Source organism: Paenibacillus sp. FSL H8-0259, from assembly GCF_037963255.1.
Taxonomy (GTDB): Bacteria; Bacillota; Bacilli; order Paenibacillales; family Paenibacillaceae; genus Paenibacillus_AQ; species Paenibacillus_AQ phytohabitans.
Window position 1 is genome coordinate 654,916 of record NZ_CP150147.1, and the last position, 18,779, is coordinate 673,694.

Consider the following 18,779-nt stretch of genomic DNA (forward strand, 5'->3'; position numbering starts at 1 on the left):
CGGTGGTTGAGCCTTGAGGAAATATCAAAGCACGTGGGCTGTAGCAAGGATACCATTAGGGTATGGATAAAAAAGGATAAAATTCCCTTCCACAAAGTCGGGAGACAGTATAAATTCAGGATTTCAGAAGTTGACTTTTGGATTGAGAGTGGCGCTAGCGCCGACGCAGATAAGAAAAATATATTGGAGGGCACAAACCATGAATGATATGAAAAAAGAGAAAGAGCGCGAGGAATTACACCGTGCCATTTGGGCAATCGCGGATGATCTACGTGGAGCAGTAGACGGATGGGATTTTAAGAATTATGTGCTTGGGACTATGTTCTACCGATATATTTCGGAAAATCTGACTGCTTATATCAATGAGGGCGAGATTGAGGCAGGAAACACCAACATTGATTATGCAATACTTTCAGATAAAGAAGCCGAAGAAGCGCGTGCTGACTTGGTGCATGAAAAGGGGTTCTTTATATTACCAAGCGAACTCTTCTGCAATGTCAGAGCTAAGGCGATGCTTGATGACAATCTGAATGAAACACTAGAGCGTGTATTCAATAACATCGAAGAGTCTGCAAAGGGCAGAGAGTCTGAAAATAGTTTTGCTGGTCTTTTTGATGACTTCGATGTCAATAGCAACAAGCTCGGTAGCACTGTTGCAAAGAGAAATGAAAGACTTGCAAAGCTTCTCGATGGTGTCGCAGCGATGAATCTTGGCTCTGTTAAGGACCACGATTTTGATGCTTTTGGAGACGCATATGAATACTTGATGACTATGTATGCATCGAATGCGGGCAAATCCGGCGGCGAATTCTTTACTCCTGCGGACGTCTCAGAACTGCTCACACGCCTTGGAACGGTTGGCAAGAAAACCATCAACAAGGTATATGATCCGGCTTGTGGCTCTGGTTCGCTGCTTCTCAAGGCTGTGAAACTTCTCGGTAAGGGTGCCGTTACCACCGGGTTTTATGGTCAGGAGATTAATATTACCACCTACAACCTTTGCCGTATCAATATGTTCCTGCATGATATTGGATTTGATAAGTTTGATTTAGAGTGTGAGGATACGCTGACCAACCCCCAACACTGGGATGATGAGCCGTTTGAACTTATCGTTTCAAATCCTCCCTATTCCATCAAGTGGGCCGGTGACGAAAACCCTCTGCTTATCAATGACCCCCGCTTTTCTCCTGCGGGAGTTCTGGCACCTAAGAGCAAAGCAGACCTTGCTTTTATTATGCATTCACTATCTTGGCTTGCATCGAACGGCACAGCTGCAATTGTTTGTTTCCCTGGCATTATGTTTCGTGGTGGCGCAGAACAAAAAATCCGTCAATATTTAATTGATAACAACTATGTTGACTGCGTCATTCAATTGCCGAGTAACCTGTTTTTTGGGACAAGTATTGCCACCTGCATTATGGTAATGAAGAAAAACAAGAACGATAACAAGATCCTGTTTATTGATGCAAGTAACGAATGTATTAAGGTCACTAACAACAATAAATTAACTTCAGTTAACATTGAGCGTATTGTAACCACCTTTGCTAACCGTGAAGAAATCAAGCATTTTTCACACCTTGCAAGCTATGACGAAGTAGTCAAGAATGATTATAACCTTTCAGTTTCCACCTATGTTGAGCAAGAGGATAAGCGTGAGGTTATTAACATTAAAGTGCTTAACGATGAAATTAAACGCATAGTTGCAAGAAGTGAAGTGCTCCGTGCTGAAATTGATGCTGTAATAGCAGAAATTGAGGTGGGGTATGAGGCTTTGTTCTCAAACGGCACTGATGCACCAATGAAAAGGCTTGGAGATACTTGCAGTATGAAATCAGGCAAAGCAATTAAGTCTGTGATGCTATCCGCAGTGAAAGATGCAGAACACCCGTATCCTTGTTTTGGTGGAAATGGTATTCGAGGTTATATTGCAGAGCCAAGTCACCGAGGAGATTATCCGATTATTGGCAGACAGGGAGCTCTCTGCGGAAATGTTAATTATGCAACGGGCACGTTTTACGCTACGGAGCATGCTGTAGTTGTTGAGTCCTTAGGTGAATACGAACAGCGTTATCTGTTCTACTTACTTACAGCTATGAATCTAAACCAATATAAATCCCAAGGAGCCCAACCTGGATTAGCTGTTGGAAATATTCAGAATTTAGTTGCTTCTGTTCCAAGTCTTGAGCAACAGCGAAAAGTGGTAGAATTCCTCGATCGTTTTGATGCTCTTTGCAACAATATCTCCATAGGTCTCCCTGCCGAAATCGCTGCTCGACAAAATCAATACGAATTCTATCGAGATAAACTACTTACCTTCAAAGAGTTGTCCTAAGGAGGTGAATCGTGTGTCCTATTTCAATATCGTAGCTGAGACATCTGAAAACACCGTTGTTACGGAATATACACCGGAAAATGCTCACTCGGACAGCTACCAGAGTGAAGAGGCGTTAGAAAAAGAGTTTGTTCGCCTACTTTGTGAGCAAGGCTATGAATATCTGCAAATCCATACAGAGGCGGACTTGATTGCCAACCTCCGCAAAAAGCTGGAAGAGCTGAATAACTACCAATTTTCCGATACCGAATGGGAGCGTTTCTTCGCCGACTGCATTGCCAATAAAAACGACGGTATTGTAGATAAATCTCGAAAAATCCAGGATGACTACGTTCAGGTTCTGAAACGAGATGACGCTCTCTCAAAGAACATAATGTTGATTGATAAAAAAAATAAACATAACAACAGGCTCCAGGTTATCAATCAATATGTCATTGGCAAGGGAGATGGCGCAAAATATGACAATCGCTATGATGTGACCATTCTTGTAAACGGACTCCCATTGGTTCATATCGAGCTGAAACGCAGAGGCAATGCCATCCGTGAAGCCTTTAATCAAATAAATCGCTATCAGCGTGATTCAATCTGGGCAGGATGCGGTCTCTTTGAATACGTGCAAATTTTTGTCATTTCCAATGGAACGAACACCAAGTATTACTCCAATAGCACACGCTTCAACGCTATTAAGGATGCTAACACCGGCAAGGCAAAAAAGAGTAAAACCAGTAATAGCTTTGAGTTTACCTCTTTTTGGGCTGATGCAAAAAACAAAGTCATTTCTGATTTAATCGATTTTACAAAGACGTTTTTTGCCAAGCACACTATCTTAAACATTTTAACAAAGTATTGCGTTTTTACCACTGAGAACATGTTGATGGTTATGCGTCCATATCAGATTACAGCGACAGAGGAAATACTAAATCGAATTCAAATCGCCCATAACTATAAGAAATACGGCGATATCGCTGGTGGTGGTTATATTTGGCACACAACTGGTTCGGGAAAAACCCTAACTTCATTCAAGACGGCAAGACTTGCCTCTCAACTACCATACATTGATAAGGTGCTGTTCGTGGTTGACCGCAAGGATCTCGACTATCAGACAATGAAGGAATATGACCGCTTTGAAAAAGGGGCTGCCAACAGCAACAGCTCAACAGCCATTCTGGCAAAACAGCTGGGCGATAAGAAATCAAAAGTCATTATTACAACTATTCAAAAGCTGTCTACTTTCATCAAGAAAAACAAAGAGCATCCTGTATATAACAAGCAAGTCGTCATTATCTTTGATGAATGTCATCGCAGTCAGTTTGGAGACATGCATAACGCCATTGCCGGTGGCGTTGATAAAGATGGAAATAAGAAGAAGGGTGCTTTCCAGAAATATTATATGTTTGGTTTTACCGGAACGCCGATCTTTCCCGACCCAGGCACGTTTAAAAACGGAAAATTTTTGACTACTGAGCATACCTTTGGTGATAAACTCCACACATATACTATTGTGAACGCAATCAATGATAAGAATGTTTTGCCGTTCCGCGTGGACTATGTTAAAACAATGGATACTGATCGAGATATCTATGACGAGCAGGTTTGGGATATTGATCGCGACAAGGCATTTATGGCACCACAGCGCATTTCTCTTGTCACCAAATACATTTTAGATCACTTTGATAAAAAGACTTACCGTGGAGACAAATCCTACGTATTTAGTCAACTGACAAACATTTCTGATGTTGCGTCTGCTAAGAGAGGTGCTGTCGAAGAAATAAAGCAAAAGCAACGTATTAGTGGATTCAATTCGATATTTGCAGTTGCTTCTGTTCCGATGGCAAAGTTGTACTATGATGAGTTTCGCAAACAGATGGGCGAAGACCCAGCCAAGCAACTAAAGATTGCAGTTATCTTCAGCTATGCCCCAAATGAAGAAGAAGCCGATGGCATTATAGATGAGGAGAATCCGGAGGATACTTCTGCTCTGGACAAGAGTTCGCGTGATTTCCTAGAAGAAGCAATTCTTGACTATAACACGATGTTCCATACGGCATATGACACTTCTTCGGACAAGTTCCAGAATTATTATAAGGACGTATCTCTTCGCATGAAGAATAAGGAACTCGACCTCCTGATTGTGGTCAATATGTACCTAACAGGTTTTGACGCAACAACCTTAAACACACTCTGGGTGGATAAGAACCTAAAAATGCACGGATTGATACAAGCCTTCAGCCGCACAAATCGCATTTTGAACAGTATTAAGACATTTGGAAATATTGTGTGTTTCCGTAACCTGCAAAAACGTGTTGATGTCGCCATTTCTCGGTTCGGAGATGAAAATGCAGGTGGCATTGTCCTGCTGCGGAGCTTTAAAGACTACTATGAGGGATATATCTCTGATGATAAGCATGTGCCGGGGTATGTTGATATGATTGAGGATCTCTCCATAAAGTTTCCAATATCTGAGTCGCAGATTATCGGTGAGCAAAACCAGAAAGACTTTATCTCTTTGTTCGGTGCAATTTTGCGCATGCGTAATCTACTATCTTCCTTTGATGAATTTGCTGGGAAAGAGATTATTACCGAGCGAGATCTGCAGGATTATCTTGGTAGATATCAGGATTTGAGAGACGAGTGGAAACGAAAACGCGAAAACGGCGAAAGAACCGATATTGTTGACGATATCGTGTTCGAGGTTGAACTCATTAAACAAATTGAAATTAACATCGACTATATCCTCCTGCTTGTGAAAAGGTATCATGATACGCATGGCGAGGACAAGGAAGTTCTGATCACCATAAAGAAAGCCATCGACGCAAGTCCGGAACTACGTAGTAAAAAACAATTGATTGAAACTTTTATTGCTGGAATTAATGATGTGGACGATGTTATGAACGAATGGAATGGCTTCGTTGCCCAGCAGCGAGAGAATGACCTTGTCGCACTCATTCAGGATGAGAATTTGAAACCAGAAGAAACTCGTATTTTCTTGGAAAACTCATTTCGAGAAGGCGAGATAAAGACAGTAGGCACTGCTATTGACAAAATCATGCCGCCGGTGAGCCGTTTCGGCGGTGGAAACCGTACAAAGAAAAAGCAAACGGTTATCGAGAAGTTGAAAACTTTCTTTGAGAAATATTTCGGAGTCGGTGGATCTGCTAATTTTACAAAGTAATGCAACATCGGAGGCACAAAATGATCCTCGACTCGATTCGTACATAAGAGGGGCCTTTAATAAATTGACGCAGCACTAAGCTCTATTTCGAGTTTAGTGCTGCGTTTTTTTATTTCGAATTTTTTGAAAGAAGGGTCCGAATTGACCTCGAAAATGAAACTGATGGTAGAGGGAACGCCCTCGACCGTTTTTTGACAATATGAGCGGCCGAAATGCCTTGATGAATGTGGACAAATGGGCAGCGGAGCAAGATTTGGATCAACTGCTCCGTCCCGGCTTGCAGGCGTCCTGGTTCAACGACGACGAACTCGGATGCCACCTGGACAGGCTGTACGAAGCGGATATCCATCAGGTCTACTCCACGTTCCAACTGCACGTGTATTAACACGAACGCATCCCGATGGGTGTTTTTCACGGCGATACGACGAGCATGTCCGTCTGCGGCGCGTACACCAACCCGTTTAAGATGCTAAACATAGTGGAAGGCTACAGCTGCAACCGGCGAGGTGCCAAGCAAATCCAGTTCGGTTTGATCGACAACGCCGACGGCATCCCCCTTTATGGAGATGTGCATGAAGGGAACACCTCGGACAAAAACTGGAATCCGGACGTGTTGGAGAAACTTCATACGCAGTGCGCGGCGGTGAAGCTAGAGGATTTTGTCTACGTCGCCGACTCTGCCGCCATGAGAAAAGCCACTTTGGACGCAGCAAAAGCCGCGGGCACCTATCTATTGACCCGGGCTCCCAACCAACTGAAGATCGTTAAAGCCGCGCTGGCGTCTGCCGATGCACCGGATGCACCTTGGTCGGAGAAGGTGTCGTTCGTTTCGTCCAAGAAAGGGGCCACATACCGCTGGCTGGCCACTGAGTCCGAGCACGAAGGTCATTCACTTCGCCTGATCGTCGTGGAGTCCATCGCGCTGGACAAGAAAAAGGAAAACACGCTAACCCGCGAACGGGAAGACGAGTTCGACGGCTAATGCAGGCAGCAAAGGATGCCACCCAAACACCGTTCCACTGCCAGACGGATGCGGAACAAGCCGCCGAAGCCTTCCGGGCGGGGCAGTTATCCCGGTTTCATCAGGTGAACGTGACCGTTCGGCCGCAGGAAGTCGTTCGCAAAAAGCGCGGGCGTCCAAAGCAAGGCGAGCTTCCCGCTTTGTGCTGGCCACCACCTTACCGTTCGAGTGGCGAGACGAAACGATGGATGGGACGGCGTTGCTCGGTTTGTATAAAGGATAGATTCACATCGAAATGAATTTCTCTTTTTTGAAGGATCCATTGTACACCGATGAGATCTACCTGAAGAAGCCGGAGCGCGTGAAGGTGCTGGGGTACTTGTTCTTGCTCGCGCTCACCGTTTACATTGTCTTCCAGCGACGCATTCGACAGCACATCACTGAGCAAAACCCGATGCATGGATCGGGTTTTGCTCATGATGTGCAAGCCTACAACCGCCGCTATCTTCCAAATCTTCAAGTACCGCAAGGTCGTCGTGTTCCGTATGCCGGACGGCACACGAACCTGGATGAGCGTGTAATAGGAATTCAACGATTTGTAGAAATCATTTTTTTTCAATACTTTGCGCGATTCATGATGATTGGGGCAGAGGGTAACAACTTAAGAAATTAGCTGTTCTCAGAAATTAGCTGTTCAATGACAAAGCTGAGGTTTTGATCGTTTTGACTTAGATTTGGATGGCTGGTGTGTAGATATGTTGTAAATGTAAAGAGCGTCTTTGGGTAGATATTTGTAATATTTACCAATATACTCGCAAATTTATGCTATCATAAGATATATTGATTTTATATAAATTTGTGAGGGGTAATGTTATGAAAGTATCTCCTGTGCTACCAATTGATTATGAAGAGTTTAATGCAGGGTTAATATATAAATACAATCAAAATTGTGACAATGAGGATTGTTTAGACAAAAGTTCTATTAAGCGATTTGTTTGTGATAGTTTGAGAACTACTTATCAGGACCCAAATGAAATTTATACAGATAATGAGAGGCTCTTTATATTGGATATTTGTTTGGCAGGTTTGATTGTTCAGTTTCAAGCTGAATATAGAAATCAGGAAATTAGATCGGAAAATCACTATAAATTATCACTAATAAACAAGATGCTTATACATTCATTACAGTTTATTAGAAGGGGCATAGGAACTAATCTTGAAGGACAATCATATATCATGATGAGATCCTTTATGGAGCAATCCAGGTTATTTTTACTTTGTTTATTAGACACTGAGTTTAGTAAGCAATATTTTGAAGGGTACAGTAATTCTGAGGATAAGAAAGAAAGGTACTACAAACTAACGAGAGAGCAAAAAATAAGCAAGAGGATCCAGGTTAATTTTGAAGCGGCCCTTAGTGAATTAAGTAGGAAAATAGAAGCCGGAGAATACCAAGTAAGAAAAGACGAAGCTGTTGAGGAGTTTTGGTTAAATCCCAAATCAAGAATTTATACTATTTTGAGAGAACATATATTTAACAAGCTGCATCACGATTTTAGTGAGTTATCGCACTTAACAGAACTAGATGTTCTTGAAAAGGGATATACTTTCAGTTCCACAGTTCTTTCTCTTTCTTCAATGCCAGAGGAACAATTTTTAAAGTATTATGATTATTTTATTGAATATTTATGTGCTACCTTGCTTATTATACATGTTCAAAAACTTAATGATGGGGTTGAACTAGCTGCTCAGGAATATCTCTTGTTCCAATTAATAGAGACAGCGCATCAATCATTAGAAAAGCTAAGCATGATTGATCTTATATTAGTGGGACTTAAAGATAAGTTAAGCGAGATGTACAACGAAATATATAAAAATGAATAAGGGTTTCGATAGTTACATAGATCTCAAATTTGAAATGTAAAATTTCAATAGATTGATAGGTAATATTCTAATGTTGCCTATATAGATATCATCCAAGAGAGTGTCCTTAGTTGGGCATTCTCTTTTTATATAGATATTTTTCGAAAAGCGGGTTGCTGAACCCCAGAGCAACCGGGTTTTGCACGAAAGGGGATTATAACATGTCCTAAGTAATCGTCCTGGCCAATCAGAAAGGCGGAGTGGGCAAAACGACAACAGCGGTCAACCTCGGACATATGAACCGAAGGAAGGTATTCTTTATCATTACGAAAGTATCGACCTGAGCCGGGAAACATTCATTTAGGTCACCCATGGCAAAAGATTGACTTTGTTAATCAAGATATTGCTCTTGGGAGAGAGCCTATCCTTAAATTTGTTAATGCTGTAGGTGGAAATTCAGATGTATTTGAAGCGATGGCTTCTCTAATGTACTATTTTCCTACTATTTTTCTAGATGCAGGTTTACTTATTCTTGCAAAGCATCATCAAGATATAGGTGGTACGCGATTGCTGACTGGGACTAATACGTTTTTTTACTTGATAAGTCTCTTCAACGATTCATATTAGTAGATAATACTGTCGAGAAAATGTCATACCAATCATATCAAGCAGGGGCCTTTTAAATTAAGATGAATCAAAATTTATCAATAAAGATGAGAGTAATAATTAGTAAGGAGGGGATAATGGTTTATTAATCGCTGTACTTTCAGAAAGGGTGTAAGAGGTGGAGTATAAAAATGTTTATGAGTTGCATCTACAACTTCTCAGTATTTATGAAAAAAACACCAAGTATTCCGGCACAGATCAAAGTCAAATCAATTATTATAAACGGCAACTATTCATGTTTGCAGAAGATAATGTTCAACGAATTTTCGTCATAAATCAGCTGCTAAAAATTTATGAGGAAAATCGAGAAGTCCTTGTGAAGAGCTGCGCAGATCAATATTTCTCAAGAGGAGTATTTAATGATGCTGAACCGGGAGTGTAATGGATAAAACTAATTATCGTGTTAGATATCATTTTATTGATGAAATTTGAGGAGGTCAATAATTGCATAACACTCATATGTTGGATCGGCCATATATTCAAGATATATTAGAGCACTTGCAAAGTCTTGGTTACGAACCCGGTAAAGCAAAAGATTTATTAATTCAATTTTATCGATCTATTAAAAGAACATATGGCTTCTATCTCAATGCAAGAGAGTTTGCAATGTTAGTACATGAGCTAAACAAGGCAGTCCATAGAAAATATGATCCGACAGATTCTAATCAGATATTCATTGGCCACCTAAGGGGATTAATTTGAGGACAAGGAAAGGCATTGGGTATTTAATTGTTTATGTATATTTGTTAAAAACGCCTATAACTCGTAAGTACTTACGAGTTATAGGCGTTTTTATTCCTTGACCAAGACTAGGAAGCTATGTAAAACTTTTTTCTCATAGTATAAATATCGGATTTCGGATAAATAATGATAGATATGATCTGATATATAAGGGAGGGAAAAGATGAACTTAGGAGTGAGATTAACACCTTATGATGGGGAGGCATTAGGAGGGTTTCTCCAGCGATTAGCCGATCGAAATGGGCATTCAATGTTCTCATTATTATACTGTTTTCTACATCCTTCAAAAAAGACGTTGAAGCAAGCAGACATTGCTAGAATTGACTGCATTCCTAAAAATATATTGAATTTCAAAAGCATGGAGCAGTATATAGGAGTGAGCTCAAGTAAGCTCAAACAGCACTCTTTATGGTCCACCATCAATCATTTTGTAGACGATGGTGAGATCTCTTCAACAAAGATAATGAGAGAAATGATACGTATAGATTATGCATATTGCCCACAATGTATATATGAGCATAAATACAGGAAGCTTATGTGGAACTTGAAAGTTATATCCTATTGTCCTGATCATAATCTGCATCTAAATGAAGTATGTACTCATTGTAGAAAACCAATTAAATTTACACATCTACGGGATTGTTCGCTTTGTCCGTATTGCAGGGGATACCTGGGGGGAGAGGCGAAAGAGCGAAAAGTGAATAAGGACGATATATATGAAAGCTTTATCCGGGATTCGTTCACTAGACTTCAAGATGAATCAATACCATACATGAATACTCAGCAGGTAGCACAGAAATTAATTTATATGCTGGTGGATAAGGATCAACCAATCGATAATGTGCAACTAAAAAACCAAATGGGAGGAAGGGCTTGCGCAGAATACTTATTACAGCAGGCAAGAGGAAGCTCCCTAAGACGAGTTCATCTTCTACAGATATTTGATTTATTATTTATAAACAAATGGTCGATTGATGATTTTATACAGCTGAAAGTACCTGGTACGTTTACTGTCCGGCTAACAGGTCATTTACAACTGAAAATGGTAAGTAGCCCTCCGCCTATTAAGCGTAAAGTGGTTCAACCTCCAAGGAAATATAACAATGCTGTTTCTAAACAAATTGAAGATATCTGCACTGATATCCATCTGAAAGGGGGCAAGATCACTAACTTGAAAGTAGTAAAACAAATAGGGATCAGTGACAATACCCTTCGCAAATGGGGGATGTTACATACTATAGAAGATTGCAAAAAAGCAGTTAAGCAGCGTGAGTACAAAGAAATGGAAGTAGAATGGGAGAGGCGTATCAACTTATTCTTGGAGGAAGAAGCAGGTGATATTCATACAAATGATATATATGAATATATCGGAGTAAAACCAGCTGTAATTCGAAAGATTGCACCGAATCTTATAGCTTTAATTCAAGAAATTCGTTCCGATATCCGAGCAACTCAAAGATTTTTTTAACATTCATTATTTTTTTGTTTCTAAATATCGGATTTCGGATTTCGGATTTCGTGAAAATGAGAGAGAGGCTGAATTAATGAATAGATTTAGTTTTATTGAAAACTGACTTTTCCTGATCCATTTATATCGGCTTTTAGTTCACTTTTTTCTTCTACCTCAGATACTATTTCATCAATTTCCCACTGATGCGCAGTTTCTTTTTTTGCTAATGCTCTTTCTGTCACTTTAATTAATTCACAATACACGTTCAACTCATCCGTAGATAAAGGCCGGTTGCCAACATGAAATTGATATCCAGATTGAAGGACATCGATTAAATCATATGAATCTTGGAAAATCCAATCCCAGTGCTTCGAACGAGCTAGGATAAGCTGGCTTCGGCCCTGTGGATGGAAATAGGAGGGGTTTTTATCCATGCCAAGTAAGGAATCAGCTGAAATATTAAAGACCTCAGCAAGTCGAACAAGCTGATTTATGTCGGGTTTAGCAGCGTCCCGTTCCCAGTTAGAGATAGCTTGTTTTGATATTTCTAACCGATCTGCTAAGTCCTGTTGGCTCCAGTCACAGCTAGTACGTAATTCTCTTAACCGATTACCAAAATGTATCATAATATCCCTCATTTCATTGACTAATATAATTTTAGCATATAAAAAACTGTAAATCACGTTTTGCTTTACCTAAAAAATGTTGACTGTAACACGAAGTGGGTTTAATATGGCTTCAAAGGACTTGTCAATTTTTATGTTACATAAATATATTTATTTGTAAAACAATATGTTACGGAGGTGCATTATGGATTGGTCTGATAAGGGAAGTTGGGAAATGGAAGATCAGGAGTACCAAGCTAAACGGAAAGTAGATAACAAAAATAGCTTTTATCATCGTCATATGTTTGGCGTCTATCAAGGCTACAAAATGCAAAGAGGGATGCGTTACGAATCTAACAACGAGAAGCTATTTTTCTTTTTGCTAGACCTGGCCCCAGAGGGTATCCGGTTTTATGAGCAGCCCGTAGAAATACCGGTTCGGTTCCTAAGTGAGCATGGGGTCATTAAAGAGAGTGTCCATGTTCCGGATGTTTTAGTTTTTAGAGAAAATCATGTTCCCTGGCTTATACAGATTAAAGAACCAGATCCAAAGTTGCTGGAGGATGTCTCTTTTTTAAAACTTCAAGAAATCTGCAAGGATTATGCTCAATCAAAGGGGTGGGAGTATAGTGTCCTATATCCTAAGAACATTCCGATTCACCTACAGAAAAATATTAAGTTCTTGGTTAACTTTCTTCACTTAGACATTATCCCCGTAGATCTCGTGAATCGCATTCAATCTTTTTTGCATTATCGACGAAGTGCTTCGATTCTTGAATTATCAGAATTCTATCAGCCAGACTATCAACCATATCAGGCAAAACCAGTGATTTTCCATATGATTGCAAAAAGTATTTTGTCGACAGATTTATCAGTGCCCATTACCTCTATGAGTGTAGTAACTATTAATAATGCAGGAGCGACGGGGATTTCTAAATACCTTGAGAAAGGAGGTAGTTCAGATGCATTCCTTTGAGCTTAAAGTTAATAGTGAAATTAGTGTATTCGGTAGAAAGCATACGGTCATTTCTATAACTCCCCCAAATGTGGTTTTAAAACGAACAGAAGGGGATGGGGAAACTTTTGAAATGGATTACTATAAGCTGATTAGCCATCCAATGTTTGCTGCAGAAGGAAGTGAGATTCAGAAGAATAAAGACCCTAAACGAAAGCATTTACTGGATATAATCACGGAGCAATTTCAGAGTACGGTTTCAAAACGCTTTGAAATCATTCGCCCTATTATAGTCCTGGAAGATTACAAGGTTCGAAAAAATGTAAAAGCGAGATTATTCTTTCTGGAAAAATACTCGAACCTTATTAAAGAGAGTGAAACACTTGAAGGTGTGCATCAAGAAACGTTAATTACGCGAATTGCAGATCAGCACCGACTAAACAAAAGAACGATTAAAAGATATCTTGCCGGTTACCGAAGAGCTGAACAATTGGAGAGCCGAGGAGAGTTGGGGTTAATACCGGAGTATGGAAAAGGACATCTGCAGCGTAAAGACAACTACACGCTTCAAATATGTCATCCTTCAAAAAAAGATCTGGTCCTTGATATTATCACAACTAGACTTCCTCCTGAAACTCACCCAGTCCTCAAAGATGTTATTGAGCAGGAATATCTTAAGCTCAAAAAGATTTCAAAAAAAGAGACATATCACAGTATTGAAGACAGATGTTTGCGGGAAGGGCTTGAAAAACCCGCTAGGAGTACGATTTACAAACTCTTAGATCGCATTGACCCCCAAATACGAGATCGCATGCGTGAAGGGGCAAAGGCCGTGAGGGAATATGAACCGGTGCAGCGAGGATTTACTAACGAAGAAGCGATGTTTCCTTTACATATTGTTGCTATCGACCATACACAGCTTGATGTTGACGTCATCGATGGTAAGACGGGATGTGAAATTGGCAGACCATTCATTACTGTCGGAATCGATTTATACTCCAGGTGTATCTGGTGTTTGTATATTTCATTTGAAGATCCTTCTTCAAATGTATTACGAAAGGCTCTCCTGCAGGGGATGTTTCTTAAGAAATCGAAAGAACGCAATGGTACTGAAAGTGAATGGGTAGTCCATGGAATTCCATACAATATTATGGTTGATAACGGTAAGGACTTCCGCAGTATTGAGTTTGAGCGCGTTGTTAATGAAGTTATGAAATCACATTTAATGTTTAGACCCAAAAAAACACCTCATTATTCCGGCGTTATCGAACGCTTCTTCAAAAGGCTAAATGACGATCTTATTCATCAATTGGATGGGACCAGGAAGTCGAATGTTGCAGATAAAGGTGAATACAAATCGGAAGAAGAAGCTGTACTTACCTTAGATGAATTACAAAATTTTATTACTCAGCATATTGTCGATATCTACCACTATGAAACACATGGCGGGCTGCCTCTTGATGAAAATAAGCCAATGGTTCGGTTTACCGAAGGGTGTAAAGAGTTCGGCCTTCCACGTTTTGTTCTTGACAAGGATGAAGAAGATTATCGAATGGAACTGCTCCCAACGTATATGAAGCCTTACACGAAGGATGGAGTGGTATTGAACAATGTATCGTATAAATCGGACAGTCTCAACCTGTTCATTGGACCTAGAGAAACCAAATACAAAATCAAATATGATCCGGATGACATCTCCAAAATATACTTTTTGCATCCCGAACTACAACAATACATCGAGGTCTACGCACAGCAACCTGCAGTTGATTTGCTTGATGGGATGAACCTTCATGTGTACAAGGCACTTAGGGTGAGGTGGAAGAATGAATCGGAGGAAAAAGCAAAGGGATTACCAAGTAATGAAGACGTTCAACGCCTACGTGGAAAATTGAGAGGAGAGCTTACAGAAAAATACAGGAAAAATAGAAGTGCCAGAAAGAAAGCACAAAAGATGAAATTGGATGTGTCCGTAGACTATGCTCAGCCTAAGGCTGGTATTGCAATTAAACCAAAAGCAAGTGACATTTTAGCATTAGCAAAACAAGCAAGAAACAATAGAGAGGGGTAAATGTTCATGAATACTACTAAAGAAGAGTTTGCTGAAAGACTAAAGAAATTGCATGTTGAATCTCCATCCGTAAAAAAAACCTGGGAAATTTTCGATTCAATGAGGGCGCATCAGAAAATTGGAGATAAAAAGCGGTATCCCAGACATCTGTTTCTAATCGGACATTCCGGTATAGGGAAATCCCATTTGATTAACAAGTATATGGATGCAAACGCCGGCTATACACAAACGTACGAGGACGGGACAGAAATAGATATTAAGCCTGTAATCGTTATGGAATTGCCCAACCCCTTTACAGTGATGGAATTCTATCAAAGCATGGTCAGGGCACTTGGGGCACCTACATTAATGGGTAAAAAGACAATCGGGGATGTTAAGCGCCAAGCTTTTACCTTAATTGAGCAGCAAAAGGTAGAGATGATCATTTTAGACGAGATGAATTATATTGTAAAAGGTCGCTCCATGCGAGGTGATGAAGCCATGGAGCACATTAAGCACGTTGCGAATTCAGCTCATGTTTCTCTAGTATGTGTAGGAACGCCAGTAATCGATAGCTTAAGAACTTCTGATTTTCAGTATTTACGCCGTTATCCTGTGATGCGCTTAAATAGATACAAAGAGTGTGATGAAACGTTTATTGAATTTATGCAAGAAATGGAACGAAATTTGCAACCACCCGAACCAATAGGATTAGGCGATCCAGATTCTTACCTGCCCCAACTTTTCCATAATTGGAGTAAGGGAGTTATTGGCCTGGTTGTTCAAATATTAATTGAGGCATATCGACTAGCGGGATTGTTTGACTTGACTGTAGAGAAATGTCCTATCTTGAAGATTGAAGATCTTGAAGCAGCAAAAAACAACATTTATGGCGATTTAATCGAGGATGAACTGGAGACATTACTGGTAGAGAAAGCCGCTTCTTCTAAATGAAGAAGCTTTTTTAATAAATAGTGGAGGGGAAATAATGAGATTTACTATACGGTTGAAGCCTCAGGATGGGGAATCTTTAAGTAGCTATCTTCTTCGTTGTTGCCAAGTGAATAGTATGACATTAGAAGGTTTATGGCGATTAATTTGTTTAAGTAAGACAGAAGGAATTAAAAGGAGAGCAGTATATTCATGGGATATAAACCCCTACTTACAACTTGATATAAAAAAAGCAGCCTATCTAACAGGACAGTCGGAAGAGGTGTTGGAATCACTAACATGCTTATTGGTTTGGCGCAAATTAATTACTAGAGAAATGAATAAAGCTACTTTACGCTCTCTATCATTTGAGGGCCAACAATATATTCATCGAAATTCAAGAAAAATTTGCTCTGAATGTATTGCCCAAGGAGAAGGGCATAAATTAATCTGGAATATTAAAGGCATAGAATATTGTGAAAAGCATAAATGCATGTTAATCGATAGTTGTCCTGACTGTAAAAGCCAATTTGAATACTCAGATGGCAGTGTTTTAGAAGGAAGTTGCTCCCATTGTCAAAACGTGCTAACTACCGAACAAATTGAAGATAAGGGTTTATCCATTCTTAAAAATAACAATCTCTATGATCTTTCGTGGAAGTGGCTACTTTCAAACAAAAAATGCGATAATCAAAATCAATATTCGATAGGTTCTTTATTAGGACTTAAACTCATGTTTGCTACTCAGAATTCAAATATTGAAAGAATCAATACAATAAGGTGGTATTACGGACTTAAAACAGCAGTTAATACAGGCAAAAAAAATATTACTTTATTAACAGCGTTTAATGTTGTCGAGCTTTCCAAAAAGTCTTTATGCGAAATAGACAAAATTAAATTATCAGATGAAACGATTGAAGATATTAATAATTTTCCAAAAAGAAAGTTTATACCACTAGGTGTTTGTTTAGCGCCGTGGTGTTCATCGTATTCGACAAATGAACAGATGTTAAGAGTAAGTAATCCTCATTGGTTTATTGATCGCAGTTCCTACAATGAATGTTCAGTATGTACTGGTTGCTATATGGAATATGGTTATTCTAAAGTAACAGGAGAGTGGAAGAATACGGGGGAAGCAATAAGAATTATACAAGAAGTTCAAAATCTCAAAAAAGAATTGTTTAGTAATACTGCGATAAAAAAAAGGCTTGGAATAGGTCGTACAAAAGTTTTTGAAGCGTTATGTTACTCAGACTATTATATAGGAACACATTTTTATTTAAAAACTCAAATAACCCCAACAGATGCAGTGAAATATTTCAATGAATTATTAACTCAAAGAGGTTCTGCGCAAAATGAAAAAGCTAGAAGGCTATATGGGTGGAATTGTATAGATTATTACAACGCCTATTCTATGAGAGAAGTAAAACATTTACTATACTTTGATTCGCAACATTATAGAAAAATAGGAAAAGTTGGAAAAAGTGAATCAAAAGAAGAAAAGGAGTTGTTCAATTATTATTCTAATATAGATAAAGTGTTTAATATTGACGAGGTAGCTATAACGCTAGGTTTATCTAAGCATCATCTTTGGAAAATTGGATTGAATAAGGTGATATCTTCAAATAATAAAAGAGTGAGAGATAAGATTCGTGATAAGGAAGGAAGAAATTTAACTATACAAGCTAGAGAGTTTATACGAAAAAGATTGGAGGAAAATCATCACTGGTTAAAAAATGAAATGTATGAGTATTTAGGCATCCTTCGAATAGAATTAAAGCATAAGCATTGGAATTTACATAATTATATCGATCAGCAACATATAGCTTCAAATCAAATTATAAGCGAGAACAAGTTAAACACACTAAAGAAAAGAGCAGAACAAGCTGTAGAAGAATTGAGAAATACAGGGGATTATGTTCTAACAAAGAAAATTATTTGTGAAAAAATAGGATATAAGTATCGTAAAGTCTCTAGAAGTTGGCCTGATCTGCTATCATATATAGGATCATTATTGAATATGAATTCCTGATAATAACTGGTTAAACCAATAAGGCATGAAAAGAAATCCTGTATCGATAAATCGATGTGGGATTTCTTTTTAGTAGGGAATACTCACTTGAAACTAATGTTAGTCAAATGCAAGATCAACTAGTTCCAATGTAAGAATATACTGTCAGGGTTCTATATGTTTATATTCTGTTATGAAAGTGTGGGTAAATTGTATATGTTTTTGAAAGGTAATCGGCAATGCCCCATAAAGCCTGTGAAAATTCCTATTTTATCATAATTTCCGTATTAGCCGGTTGTTGTGGTGTGGGATACTCATCCCATGTTCTTCCCTGGAGTAATCGCCCCGTGCGGTGTTTCTGAACCCCACCCCATTGTTTGAAAAAAAACGCTACATTCTGTGCGACACACTGCTCTTTAATGGATACCACCCACTCTTCTTCCATTATCCTAGCACCATATCCGGATTCTCCACCAACGATAGTCCAGTGAATACCATCAAGATTTAGGTTCTCTATGGGACCGATTAAAGGCTCTACGGAAAGAAACTTAATGAGGGCAGGTGTATTTCTTAGATGGTCAATACGAGAGGTCACTTTTTGGTTTTCAACGCTTACACCTTGCCATATGTTAGGTGGCCATGGTAGATATGGAGCAAGTTCCATAAGGCGCTCCGAACGTTTTGTTAATATTTGAAAGGTATGCCATGATGCTTGTTCCATAACTGCAAAAACTTTTTGGATAAATTCAAAGGGGACATCTTTATGAAAAAGATCGGACATAGAATTAACAAATATGCGTCTCGGCTTCTTCCACGATAGCGGTAATTCAATTAGATCGGGATGCAAGGTTAGCTTGAACTCATTCTCATACCTGGGATTGCCCATTGCATGAAGTCTTTTTGCCATCGTTGCAGCATAGCAATGGCGGCAGCCTTCAGAAATTTTCGTGCAACCAGTGACGGGATTCCAAGTTGCTTCCGTCCATTCAATACTGGATGATGTTGACATTAATTGATCCCTCCTGGCCCAAGTATAGCATAGGCAT

General features: G+C 39.3%; 14 protein-coding genes. 12 read left to right on the forward strand and 2 right to left on the reverse strand.

The window, feature by feature from the left end; all coding sequences use genetic code 11:
* The first annotated feature begins 6 nt into the window (after nt 1-6).
* The 8 genes from NSU01_RS02810 to NSU01_RS02845 all read left to right on the forward strand — a co-directional run bounded on the left by NSU01_RS02810 (nt 7) and on the right by NSU01_RS02845 (nt 11,203).
* Complete coding sequence (locus tag NSU01_RS02810) at nt 7-207, forward strand: helix-turn-helix domain-containing protein (RefSeq protein ID WP_256703958.1); 201 nt, start codon at nt 7-9, stop codon at nt 205-207.
* A complete protein-coding gene (locus NSU01_RS02815; RefSeq protein ID WP_083705636.1) occupies nt 200-2,332 on the forward strand; it encodes a type I restriction-modification system subunit M in 2,133 nt (710 codons plus the stop codon). The genes NSU01_RS02810 and NSU01_RS02815 overlap by 8 nt, the downstream gene beginning before the upstream one ends.
* A 13-nt stretch (nt 2,333-2,345) precedes the next feature.
* On the forward strand, nt 2,346-5,504 hold the full coding sequence (locus NSU01_RS02820) for a type I restriction endonuclease subunit R (RefSeq protein WP_076246121.1): 3,159 nt from the start codon (nt 2,346-2,348) through the stop codon (nt 5,502-5,504).
* A 400-nt stretch (nt 5,505-5,904) separates the two neighbouring features.
* The gene (locus tag NSU01_RS02825) at nt 5,905-6,486 is read left to right on the forward strand and encodes a hypothetical protein (RefSeq protein ID WP_144026143.1); all 582 of its coding nucleotides are present in this window, start codon (nt 5,905-5,907) and stop codon (nt 6,484-6,486) included.
* 301 nt (nt 6,487-6,787) lie between these two features.
* Nucleotides 6,788-7,138 (forward strand): hypothetical protein, encoded by a 351-nt coding sequence (locus NSU01_RS02830; RefSeq protein WP_144026144.1) that lies wholly within the window; start codon nt 6,788-6,790, stop codon nt 7,136-7,138.
* A 200-nt stretch (nt 7,139-7,338) separates the two neighbouring features.
* A complete protein-coding gene (locus NSU01_RS02835) occupies nt 7,339-8,349 on the forward strand; it encodes a hypothetical protein (RefSeq protein ID WP_076246131.1) in 1,011 nt (336 codons plus the stop codon).
* A gap of 1,089 nt (nt 8,350-9,438) precedes the next feature.
* On the forward strand, nt 9,439-9,696 hold the full coding sequence (locus NSU01_RS02840) for a hypothetical protein (RefSeq protein ID WP_076246134.1): 258 nt from the start codon (nt 9,439-9,441) through the stop codon (nt 9,694-9,696).
* 202 nt (nt 9,697-9,898) lie between these two features.
* Complete coding sequence (locus tag NSU01_RS02845) at nt 9,899-11,203, forward strand: TniQ family protein (protein ID WP_076246137.1); 1,305 nt, start codon at nt 9,899-9,901, stop codon at nt 11,201-11,203.
* Nucleotides 11,204-11,295: 92 nt separating this feature from the next.
* Here NSU01_RS02845 and NSU01_RS02850 read toward each other — a convergent pair whose 3' ends face one another.
* Nucleotides 11,296-11,811: a helix-turn-helix transcriptional regulator gene (locus NSU01_RS02850; RefSeq protein ID WP_076246139.1), complete on the reverse strand. Its 516-nt coding sequence runs from the start codon at nt 11,809-11,811 to the stop codon at nt 11,296-11,298.
* A 184-nt stretch (nt 11,812-11,995) separates the two neighbouring features.
* On the opposite strand from NSU01_RS02850, the gene NSU01_RS02855 reads away from it, so the two are divergent.
* Genes NSU01_RS02855 through NSU01_RS02870 form a run of 4 tightly spaced genes read left to right on the forward strand, consistent with a single transcriptional unit; the run spans nt 11,996 to nt 17,754 of the window.
* A complete protein-coding gene (locus NSU01_RS02855) occupies nt 11,996-12,766 on the forward strand; it encodes a TnsA endonuclease N-terminal domain-containing protein (protein ID WP_076246142.1) in 771 nt (256 codons plus the stop codon).
* Complete coding sequence (locus NSU01_RS02860; RefSeq protein WP_076246144.1) at nt 12,753-14,813, forward strand: Mu transposase C-terminal domain-containing protein; 2,061 nt, start codon at nt 12,753-12,755, stop codon at nt 14,811-14,813. The genes NSU01_RS02855 and NSU01_RS02860 overlap by 14 nt, the downstream gene beginning before the upstream one ends.
* A 6-nt stretch (nt 14,814-14,819) precedes the next feature.
* Nucleotides 14,820-15,746, forward strand: coding sequence for a TniB family NTP-binding protein (locus NSU01_RS02865; protein ID WP_179093575.1), 927 nt, complete (start codon nt 14,820-14,822; stop codon nt 15,744-15,746).
* Between the two features lie 34 nt (nt 15,747-15,780).
* Complete coding sequence (locus tag NSU01_RS02870) at nt 15,781-17,754, forward strand: TniQ family protein (RefSeq protein ID WP_076246150.1); 1,974 nt, start codon at nt 15,781-15,783, stop codon at nt 17,752-17,754.
* A 244-nt stretch (nt 17,755-17,998) separates the two neighbouring features.
* Here NSU01_RS02870 and NSU01_RS02875 read toward each other — a convergent pair whose 3' ends face one another.
* Nucleotides 17,999-18,742 (reverse strand): phage Gp37/Gp68 family protein, encoded by a 744-nt coding sequence (locus NSU01_RS02875; RefSeq protein ID WP_076246152.1) that lies wholly within the window; start codon nt 18,740-18,742, stop codon nt 17,999-18,001.
* Between the last annotated feature and the right edge of the window lie 37 nt (nt 18,743-18,779).

Bases quoted from the DNA above. Each gene is read 5' to 3' on its own strand.
- NSU01_RS02815 (WP_083705636.1), top strand. From the start codon at position 200: ATGAATGATATGAAAAAAGAGAAAGAGCGCGAGGAATTACACCGTGCC.
- NSU01_RS02825 (WP_144026143.1), top strand. From the start codon at position 5,905: ATGGGTGTTTTTCACGGCGATACGACGAGCATGTCCGTCTGCGGCGCG.
- NSU01_RS02835 (WP_076246131.1), top strand. From the start codon at position 7,339: ATGAAAGTATCTCCTGTGCTACCAATTGATTATGAAGAGTTTAATGCA.
- NSU01_RS02845 (WP_076246137.1), top strand. From the start codon at position 9,899: ATGAACTTAGGAGTGAGATTAACACCTTATGATGGGGAGGCATTAGGA.
- NSU01_RS02850 (WP_076246139.1), bottom strand. From the start codon at position 11,811: ATGATACATTTTGGTAATCGGTTAAGAGAATTACGTACTAGCTGTGAC.
- NSU01_RS02855 (WP_076246142.1), top strand. From the start codon at position 11,996: ATGGATTGGTCTGATAAGGGAAGTTGGGAAATGGAAGATCAGGAGTAC.
- NSU01_RS02860 (WP_076246144.1), top strand. From the start codon at position 12,753: ATGCATTCCTTTGAGCTTAAAGTTAATAGTGAAATTAGTGTATTCGGT.
- NSU01_RS02865 (WP_179093575.1), top strand. From the start codon at position 14,820: ATGAATACTACTAAAGAAGAGTTTGCTGAAAGACTAAAGAAATTGCAT.
- NSU01_RS02870 (WP_076246150.1), top strand. From the start codon at position 15,781: ATGAGATTTACTATACGGTTGAAGCCTCAGGATGGGGAATCTTTAAGT.
- NSU01_RS02875 (WP_076246152.1), bottom strand. From the start codon at position 18,742: ATGTCAACATCATCCAGTATTGAATGGACGGAAGCAACTTGGAATCCC.